Source organism: Streptomyces sp. NPDC104309 (assembly GCF_055584025.1).
The window spans coordinates 41,365-47,900 of sequence record NZ_JBVJMV010000054.1 but is presented as its reverse complement, the minus strand read 5'-3'; the positions used below and the strand labels follow the sequence as shown (position 1 = coordinate 47,900).

Genomic DNA, 6,536 nt, shown 5'->3' with positions numbered 1-6,536 from the left:
CAGACCGCATGGATCAACGACCCAGCCAAGCGCAGGGAACCCACACCACAAACCTCATAGCGTCACGACCGTCTCACTGGACTTGAAATCTTCCGGCTCCACTGTCAGCCAGTCGCGGGCGGGGTCGGCGGCGTGGTTGTGGAAGCCGCCTTCCGCAGAGAGGCCGATCCTGCCCGGCGCTGGCCAACCTCGACGCCCTACGAGCTGGCCCTTGCCAAGGTGGTGACCAGCTGCCCGGCCTCAAGGCGGTGGGTGAGGTCGAGGCCGCTGTCGATCACGGTGAGGACGGCGTGATGCCGGGCGGCGGGGATGGCGGCGATCTGACTGCCGTCGCGGTTGACCTTGATGGTCGCCGGCTTCTTGCCTGGGTGGTTCAGGGTGACCGGCCCGTCTGCGGTGCCCGGTCCTACCAGCGCAAGAGGGATGGTCACGGGGCGACCTCGCAACAGTTCGTTGAGCGGGTTGGCCGACTTGCTCACGTAGTCGAGTAGGTCCTCGACCTCGTATGTGTTGGCCTTGTAGGCGGTGATCCAGCCGTCGATCTGCTGATCGGCGAGCCAGGTGCGAAGCTCGCCGGAACTGATGCGGGCATCTGCTGCGGCGCGGCCAATCTGGTGGGCCAGGCGGCGGGAGGTGATGCCGGAGGTGAGCAGGGTGATTGCCTGCTCGCTATCGACGCCGTGCCGGATGTGCCAGGCCGTGTGTGTGAACAGGCGGGGCGTGGTGGGGGTCAGCAGGGGGTGGGTGTTGACGAGGTTGACCAAGGCGCCGGCTGTCCAGCTGATCGCGTGCTCGAAGGCCTGGCTGATGTTGTGCACGGCCTGCTCAAGCGGCTGGGGATCGGACGGCTCGCTGTCGGGCATCCAGGTGCGCGCCAGTTCCGGGATGGAGGTGCCGGAGATCCAGTCCCGGATCGCGCCGCTGATCGGCACGTCTGAGTCCAAGTCCCAGCACCCGGAGGTCTCGGGCATCTCCAGAAGCTCCTCGAAGACGCCTTGCTCGGACAGGAAGCTCATAGTCTGCTCCAGCTGCCATTCGGGCGGCCCGAAGAAGATGCTGATCTCGTCTGGGGCGTCTGCTGGGTCCGCTTGGGCGACGAGCTGCTCCGCGAGGCGCTGAGCGATGCTGTCGAGGGAGCGCGCGGATTTGAGGCTGGTGCCGGTGCTGGCCCAGCGACGTGCGGAGCCAGGGTCGGTGGTGTCGTAGACCGTGGCGACCTTCTCCGCGAGCGCCATCCAGCGGGTCGGGACCGACGCGTCGTCAGCCTGTTCCATCGCGAGCAGCGATCGCACCGGGTCTAGCCGGTCTCCGGGTGCGTGAAGGGTCTCGGCATGGGTCTGCAGGACGAGCCACACGAACGTGGCGAAGTCGGCCGCGACAGTCCCTGTCACATCGAATAGGTTGCCGAGGTATTGGTGCAGCTGCCGCTCAGCCTCCTCCAGGGCCGACAGTGCTTCCTCGCTGAGCAGTTCGGAAGTGACGGTGAGCTGCTCAGCGTCAGGGGTGAGCGTCTCGAACTCCGCTGAGCGTGGCGGGTAGGCGCGGGTAGGGCGGGTGAGGATGACCCACCCTTCGCTCTCACGCCCAGCCCGGCCGGCCCGGCCGATGGCGTTTAGCAGCTCCGCTGGGCTGAGGCTGCGCTGCTTCTCGCGCTTGAAATCACCGTCGATCGTGTGATTGATGATGACAGTGCGTACTGGAAGGTTGACGCCGTCGGTGAGAGTGGTGGTGCTGGCGATGGCCAGCAGGTCTCCGTCGCGAAGCCCTTGTTCGACGGCGTGGAGGACGTCGTCGGGAAGGTCACCGTGGTGGAAGGCGACGCCGTGGCGGGTGCAGTTGACCAGGGGGTGCTGCTCGCCGAGGGTCTCGGCCAGGAACTCGGTGAGCGCCGCGGCCTCGGGCCGGACACCCAACCGCTCGGCCATGGCGTTCGCGGCGTTTCTGGCGATGGCTTTGCTGGCGACGACCATCAGGACGCTGCCGGCACGGGTCAGGGCAGCGGCGCCGGCGGCGAAGACCTTGTAGTCCTGGATGCTCCCGGTGAGCTTGGTTCCATTGTTCCACTGCCAAGAGTTGGCGGAGGCGTACGCCCTGGTGCCGACGTCGGGGATGGTCAGACCGAAGGTGCCGCTGGTGGCAGTCGGCCGGACGTCGAGCTGGGATACCACCGGCACGGTGGCCCGGGTGGTGGAGGGTTGCTTCTTGCTCGGGTTACGCGTGGTGAGCTTCGCCTTGCCCTTGAGCAGCTGCGGGTACATAAGGCCGTGCAGCCGCCGGGGGCCGCGCCAGTCGTCGGTGAAATACACCTCCTCCGGTGGCCGTGTGGGGTCCAACCACGAAGCCAGGGCAGCCCGGTTGCCGACGGCGGCTGACAGCAGCACCAGCCGGATGTCGGGGCGGGTTCGCAGGAGGGCGAGCAGGCTCTCCAGCACGAAGCCGCGTCGTCCTTGCGTGAGGTGGTGGGCCTCGTCAACGACGATGAGGCTGACTTCGTCCAACGCATCGCCAGGGTTGTTGCGGATCATGTGCATGAGCCGTTCCGGGGTCACGACGTCCACGTCCCCGATTAGGGACCCGCTGCCGTCGGCGAGCGGGAAGTCCGGCTGCTCGGCGACCAGCTTGCGTTCCATCAGCCGTAGCCGACCGCGTAGCGCGGCCCTCATCTCCCGGCCGAGGCTGCGCATTGGCGATACATAGATCACGCGGCCGGGCTTCTGCGCCAGGTGGGAGCAGATGATCAGCTGGGCCATCAGTGTCTTTCCCGCGCTGGTAGGCACGCTGATCAGGCTGCGGCCAGTGCCGGGGTCGACCGGGTTGCCCCGCTCCAGGTTCAGCAACTGGCGTTGCGGGGGCCACAGGGTCAACACCGGCGGGTGGGACACAGTGAAGGTCCGGGCAACCGCATCCGGTGTCCCTTGCGGAAGCAGCGTGTACAGGCTGCTGGCGGCCATTTCGCCGCTCAGATGGAGAAGGTGGGCCGCGACCCACCGGGCGGACGGGTCACCGCGGCCGGCACGCCCGTCCAGCACGCTACCCAGAAGGTCCTGTGCGTCGTGCAGACGGTCCAGATCACCGAACGAGAGGAACAGTCGGAGGAGGTGGACCGCCTCGACGACGGCTTCGGCGGGGCCGTACATCGTGCCCGCCAGCGGTTCGTCGTCCATCAGCATGCGCAGCTCAGCGAACTGGCGGCGCCAGGCAGACAGGGCCCTGTTCATGTCGGGCCGGTCGAAGGCCAGGAACACGACACCGGCCTCCAGGGCCAGGGTATCGAGGTGCGCCGGGAGCGAGGAAGTGAAATTCACCAGACTCTTGACCTGGCGGTAGACGGCGGTGGCGTTGGGCTCTTGCTCACACCTGCGGTACCCGGCCTGGGCGGCGAAGGCGATCCTCAGCCGCTCGGTCGGGGAGTGGCGCCCGTCGGCCAGGGCCAGATCCATCACGTGCGCGCTGACCGCGAGGGCCTGCCGGGTCCGCATCGGGTCGAACCCGGGCGTCTCCGGCTCGACTGCGGCCAGTCCGTGCAGAAGCCACGCCGTCGCCAGCACATCGTCGGGGATCTCCTGGTCCCCGCCGAAGGCGGCAATCTCCAGCCGGGTGATGGACGCCAGCAGTTCCTGCGCCGAGGGCAGGACCCCGCCAGGGCGGTGTTCTCCGAGGGCGGTCGCGAGTGCAACCGGATCTAGAGTGCGGTCCACACGTACTCCCTCACCTCATGGGCGAAGCCCTCGAGATCGTCGAGCGCCACCACCAGGCCCTGCAATGCGCCAGGGTGCTTGTGAGTGGTGAAGTGCTCGTGCGCGAGGTGGAAGGCCTTTGTCGGGATCGCCGTGGTGTTCAGTGCGACGCTGACCCCGCCGCCGGCCGACTCCTCCTCATCGACCCACTGCTCGGCCAGACTGCCCACGAACTCCCGAGTGTCGTCAGCGAGCAGTTTGTCGCCCCAGGAGAGCATTCCCAGGTAGGTCGCCCCCTTGGTGCTGAGCTGCGTCCAGCCCTTGTGGATCGCCCCATCCGGCCGGTTCGCCTTCCCGGTGTACTTCTTCATCTCCCACAGACGGAAGGAGAAGCCCCGGGCCGTTCCGTCTTCCCGGTAGACGATGAGTCCGTCGCCGCCTCCGTCGTTGACGGCGGCCTTAGGCGGTCCGAGAATCTCCACGGCGCGCGCTGGATCCTCGGGCAGGTCGCGGGTCAGGAGGTACCAGAGCCACTCGCCCACGTACCCAGCCAGCCCGTGATTGTGCTCCTTCTTCGCCGCTGCCGCTTCGAAGACGGGCTTCGCGTAGTGCTCCACCAGGGCGTGATCCTTCCCGGTCAGCTTCACCCCGTTTAAGGTGGCATCGCGCCACTTTCCGTAGCTCCGTGGGCGCCCGCCGGTGCGTTCCCGCATGATCTCATCGGCGATGATCCACCCGGCAGCCGCCCGGTCCTCGAGGCTGCCGCTGAGGGTCACGACGAGCTCCCAGCGGCACGTCTGGTCGTCTCCTCGGGGCTCTCGTCGTACCAGATCGGCCACCCGCCCACCGACGGCCGTCGCTCGGGCCAGCGCCTGCGCGGGCGAAACGTTTGCCACCCGAACCCCCTGCTCGTCCGAAACGACCCGCACCGTATCGGCTGGGTGCAGGGACCGAGGTGGCCCTCGGCAGCGTCACCCTATCGAGTGGTCCTCTTCGAAGCCGAAGGGCCGTCCGTGCGTGAGCATTTGCGCTGGCAGCGGCCTGACTGGGGACGTCGTTGCTGTCCTCGGTGGGCCGGCGCAGGTGTGGTCACTGCGATGACGAGCTGTTGGTCGTGGATGAGCAGGTGGAGCTCTGCGGCTCCGTTGTGAGTGCGCAGGGTGGTGGGGACGTATTCCGAGATGACCACGGCATTTCAATGGGCCTCTTCTTCGGATGGGGGAGGCGACGTCGAAGGGGCATTTCAGAGAATCCAAGGGTTTCATTGGCTCGGGTGACCAGGGATGTTCAGTCCTCGTAAGCATCTGACCTGCAGGGACGCGGAGATCTCGAACGGCCGGCGGGGCGAAGTCGCCTATCTGTCCCGTCGGTAGATCCTCATCGGGGCGCACCGGGCGGGCAAGAACGGTTCAAGAGCGAACGCCGTTGATCCGACGCGAATGGAGCAGAAGCTATGGCACGCACTCTCATCACGGGCGGACTGGTGATCACGGCCGCCGACGAGTTGCACGTTGATGTGCTCGTCGACGGTGGCCACGTCGTGGCCATGGCCACCCGTGACAGTCATGGGTGGACGGCCGACCACGTCATCGACGCTGCCGGGAAGTACGTGATTCCGGGTGGGGTCGATGGTCACACGCATATGGAGATGCCGTTCGGTGGCACGTTCGCTTCCGATACTTTCGAGACCGGTACCCGGGCTGCGGCGTGGGGCGGCACGACAACCATCATCGACTTTGCGATCCAGTCCAAGGGCGGGTCCCTAGGTGAAGGGCTCGATGCCTGGCATGAAAAGGCGAATGGAAAGTGCGCGATCGACTACGCGTTCCACATGATCATGTCCGATGTGAACGAGTCCTCGCTCAGAGAGATGGACGGGCTCGTCTCGGCCGGCGTTACATCATTCAAACTCTTCACTGCGTACCCGGGGGTCTTCCTCTCTGACGATGGTCAGATCCTTCGAGCCATGCAGCGCGCCGGTTCGAACGGTGGCCTGGTAATGACGCATGCGGAGAACGGTCTCGCGATCGATGTGCTCGTAGAGCAGGCGCTGGCGCGCGGTGAGAGGGACCCGCGCTATCACGGCGAAGTCCGCAAGGCGCTCCTTGAGGCAGAGGCGACGCACCGGGTGATCAAGCTGAGCCAAGTTGCGGGTTCTCACCTCTACGTGGTGCATGTGTCGGCTCAGGAGGCTGTCGCAGAGTTGGCGAGAGCTCGGGACGAGGGGCTTCCTGTGTTCGGTGAGACGTGTCCGCAGTACCTTTTCCTGTCGACCGACAACCTTGCTGAGCCTGAATTCGAAGGTGCGAAGTATGTTTGCTCCACTCCGCTGCGCCCGAAGGAGCATCAGGAAGCTTTGTGGCGAGGGTTGCGGACGAATGATCTGCAGGTGGTGTCCACGGACCATTGCCCGTTTTGCTTTAAGGGGCAGAAGGAGATGGGACGGGGAGACTTCTCGAAGATCCCGAATGGCATGCCGGGTGTCGAGAACCGCATGGACCTGTTGCACCAGGCCGTTGTTGACGGGCATATCAGCCGACGTCGCTGGATCGAGATTGCCTGTGCTGCGCCTGCTCGCATGTTTGGCCTTTATTCGAAGAAGGGCACGATTGCTCCGGGAGCGGACGCCGACATCGTCATCTACGACCCGACTGCCGAGCAGATCATTTCCGCAGAGACGCATCACATGAATGTCGACTACTCGGCTTACGAGGGTAAACGCGTAGTGGGGCGGGTTGAGACCGTGCTATCGCGCGGGGTTCCCGTGATCGAAAACCGTGCGTATGTGGGGAAGTCCGGACACGGAGCCTACTTGCCACGCGGTATTTGCCAGTACACGAACTGACTCGACAGTGGTGA

At 65.7% G+C, this 6,536-nt stretch carries 3 protein-coding genes; 1 reads left to right on the top strand and 2 read right to left on the bottom strand.

Annotated features, from left to right (window positions below; genetic code table 11):
- Positions 1–197: 197 nt before the first annotated feature.
- Positions 198–3,698, bottom strand: a complete 3,501-nt coding sequence (locus tag ACZ68L_RS40740) for a DEAD/DEAH box helicase (protein ID WP_469588269.1) — start codon at positions 3,696–3,698, stop codon at positions 198–200.
- The gene (locus tag ACZ68L_RS40735) at positions 3,683–4,573 is read right to left on the bottom strand and encodes a hypothetical protein (protein ID WP_469588267.1); all 891 of its coding nucleotides are present in this window, start codon (positions 4,571–4,573) and stop codon (positions 3,683–3,685) included. Before ACZ68L_RS40735 ends, ACZ68L_RS40740 begins: the two co-directional genes overlap by 16 nt.
- Positions 4,574–5,130: 557 nt before the next feature.
- Between ACZ68L_RS40735 and hydA the strand changes: the two genes are divergently transcribed.
- Complete coding sequence (gene hydA, locus ACZ68L_RS40730; RefSeq protein ID WP_469588264.1) at positions 5,131–6,522, top strand: dihydropyrimidinase; 1,392 nt, start codon at positions 5,131–5,133, stop codon at positions 6,520–6,522.
- The last annotated feature ends 14 nt before the right edge of the window (positions 6,523–6,536 follow it).

Bases quoted from the DNA above. Each gene is read 5' to 3' on its own strand.
- hydA (WP_469588264.1), top strand. From the start codon at position 5,131: ATGGCACGCACTCTCATCACGGGCGGACTGGTGATCACGGCCGCCGAC.